Origin of the sequence: Trinickia sp., from assembly GCF_051961175.1 — a bacterium.
Taxonomy (GTDB): domain Bacteria; phylum Pseudomonadota; class Gammaproteobacteria; order Burkholderiales; family Burkholderiaceae; genus Trinickia.
Map to the genome: position 1 here is coordinate 1 of NZ_JBQCDN010000354.1, position 2,900 is coordinate 2,900.

Annotated in this window: 3 protein-coding genes; all 3 read left to right on the forward strand. The window is 64.3% G+C overall.

From position 1 onward, the window contains the following. The coding region (locus tag ACTHL0_RS20525; protein WP_440568727.1) for an acyl-CoA dehydrogenase family protein at positions 1-102 on the forward strand (102 nt) is incomplete at its 5' end. A gap of 173 nt (positions 103-275) precedes the next feature. Beyond that, entirely contained in the window at positions 276-524 is a 249-nt protein-coding gene (locus ACTHL0_RS20530; RefSeq protein ID WP_440568725.1) for a hypothetical protein, read from the forward strand. 377 nt (positions 525-901) lie between these two features. Beyond that, positions 902-2,641, forward strand: a complete 1,740-nt coding sequence (locus ACTHL0_RS20535; RefSeq protein WP_440568726.1) for an AMP-binding protein — start codon at positions 902-904, stop codon at positions 2,639-2,641. Positions 2,642-2,900 lie beyond the last annotated feature (259 nt).

The window sequence follows — 2,900 nt, forward strand, 5'->3', positions numbered from 1 at the left end:
GCGGACTATCCGGTCGAGCGCCACTACCGCGACGCGCGCATCACGCAAATCTACGAAGGCACGAGCGAAGTGCAGCGGATGGTCATCGCCCGTCATCTTTGAGCGGTCCAAGCGCCACGCCCCACCGGGACCGGCCGCGCCTTGGCCAACCGATCCGCTCGTCCGGCGCGGCGGCCCGTAACATTCCGTTGCAGACCCATCTGTCTGTTTTAAGGATGCTTTAAGCCGCCGAAATCAACATCTGGCCGCTGCTATATGTGTTGGAGGCCGGCCCGATGACTGACCTGAATGAACATGCCACGCCGAGCAAGCCGCGGCGGATACTGCGGCGCATCCTGAGCCATCACGAAATCGCCACGCTGCTGCTCTTGCTGCACTCGCCGATCGACGTTGCCGCGAAGCCCGAGATTCCCATGCTGCAAGAGGCGGGCCTGGTGGAATCCATCCCACTCGAATCGGGTGGGACCGGTTTTCAGTTGACCGAAGACGGCAGCGCCGTCCTGCGCGGGCTCGGCTTGCGGTAAGCACGACAAGGATCCGGCTATCCGGATCGGTTAGCCAGATCCGCTCCCCCATCGCCTTCCCGAATTTCCTCTCTCGTTCCTCCCCCTGCACGCGTGCGCCCGCCGGGTGGCAAATGCGCTCACGCAAAGTGAGCGGCTTGAGCATCGAAAGCGACGCCCCCGCTGCCTACACTTCGACGCGTAGTCCATCGGCATAAGCGGCCAAAGAATCGGCCAAGGCATCGGCCAAAGCATCGGCCAAAGCTTCACGCTGCCGGCGATACCGACGCATCCGCGGTTGCGACTGCGTCTATAACTCAGGAAACGCGCCCGCATTCTCGGCGAAGCAATCCGACGTTGCACGGGCCGGACGCCCCAAAGGGCGAGAGGAGACAAGCATGAACCCATCACAGCGCTTTCTCACCGCGCGCGATTTCCTGTTGCGCCACCGGGCGGATTACGACACCGCTTATCGCCACTTCGCCTGGCCGGCGCTGGACGATTTCAATTGGGCCATCGATTACTTCGACGAAATCGCGCGCGGCAACGATGCGCCCGCCCTGCGGATCGTCGACGCCGGCAGCGGGCAGGAAACCCGGCTTTCGTTCTCGCAGATGTCCGAACGCTCGGCGCGGATCGCCAACTTTCTACGGGAACTCGGCGTCGGCCGCGGCGATCGCATCTTGCTCATGCTGCCCAATCGCGTCGAGCTCTGGGATGCCATGCTTGCCGCGATCAAGCTGGGCGCCATTCTCATGCCCGCGACGACGCAACTGTCCGCGGACGATCTGCGCGAGCGCGTCGAGATCGGACAACCCGCGTTCGCGATCGTCGACGCGGCGGAATGCGGCAAATTCGACGGTATCGATGCCCCGCTCGTCAGAGTGGTGGTCGGCGCGCAAGCCAGTTCGTCCCCCCAGGGCTGGCGCCGTTTCGAAGACGGCTACGCGGCCTCGCCGGCGTTCGAACCGGGCGCCGCCACACGCGCCAATGATCCGCTGCTGCTCTACTTCACTTCCGGCACGACTTCCAAGCCGAAGCTCGTCGAGCATACGCACGAGAGCTACCCGGTGGGCAGCTTGTCGACGATGTACTGGGTGGGCCTGCAACCGGGCGACGTACATTGGAACATCAGCTCGCCGGGTTGGGCGAAGCATGCCTGGAGCTGCTTTTTCGCACCGTGGAACGCCCAAGCCTGCGTCTTCGTGCTCAATTACGCGCGGTTCGATGCGAATACCGTGCTCGACACGCTGACGCGCCACGGCATCACCACGCTCTGCGCGCCCCCAACGGTCTGGCGCATGCTCGTGCAGGAGCCGCTGGCATCGTATGCCGTCTCGCTGCGCGAGATTGTCGGCGCGGGCGAACCGCTGAATCCGGAAATCATCGAGCGCGTCAAAGCGGCTTGGGGCATCACGATCCGCGACGGCTACGGGCAGACCGAGACCACCTGCCAGATCGGCAATTCACCCGGGCAACCCGTGGTGCCAGGATCGATGGGGCGCCCCATGCCCGGCTACCGCGTGATGCTGGTCGATGCGGACGGGCAATGCGCCGAGGAAGGCGAAATCGCCCTTCCACTCGGCCCGCAAGCCGAGACGGCCGAACAAGCCGAAGCTGGCGAACGCCCGGCCGGCCTCATGACTCGCTATGCGAACAACGCCGACGCGACCGCCCACGTCATGCGCGAGGGCCGCTATCACACATCCGATGTCGCCATGCGACGAGCCGATGGCTACTACGTCTATATCGGCCGCGCGGACGATGTCTTCAAATCGTCGGACTATCGCTTGAGCCCGTTCGAACTCGAGAGCGCGCTGATCGAACACGAGGCGGTCGCGGAAGCCGCGGTGGTGCCGAGTCCCGACCCATTGCGACTGTCAGTGCCGAAGGCGTACGTCATGCTGCGCCACGGCTACACGTTCACGCCGGAACTCGCCAAAAGCATCTTCGCGTTTTCGCGCGATCGGCTGTCTCCGTACAAACGCATCCGGCGCCTCGAAGTTTATGAACTGCCGAAAACAATCTCCGGCAAGATCCGCCGAGTCGAATTGCGCCGCCGCGAGATGGAGCGCGGCGAAGCGGCCGAGCACTTGCCCGGCGAGTATTGGGTAGACGACTTCCCCGAGCTGCGGTGAAAGCGCGTGCCAATGCTGGCGACGCCTTTGCCCAGACGTTATCCGAGCAAGCTGCGCCGGCATGGGTGCCGGATTGCCCACCTGCAGCGAGCCGGTGCGCGCTGCATCGCCCCCTGAACCGAACCGGAGCCCATCGATGAGTGCCTCTTCCGCCGCCGGCGCGAGCCGCCCGACCGTTAAGCTGTTGATCAACGGAGAATTCGTCGAGTCGGCCTCGACGCAATGGCGCGATATCGTCAATCCCGCCACGCAGGAAGTG

Bases quoted from the DNA above. Each gene is read 5' to 3' on its own strand.
- ACTHL0_RS20530 (WP_440568725.1), top strand. From the start codon at position 276: ATGACTGACCTGAATGAACATGCCACGCCGAGCAAGCCGCGGCGGATA.
- ACTHL0_RS20535 (WP_440568726.1), top strand. From the start codon at position 902: ATGAACCCATCACAGCGCTTTCTCACCGCGCGCGATTTCCTGTTGCGC.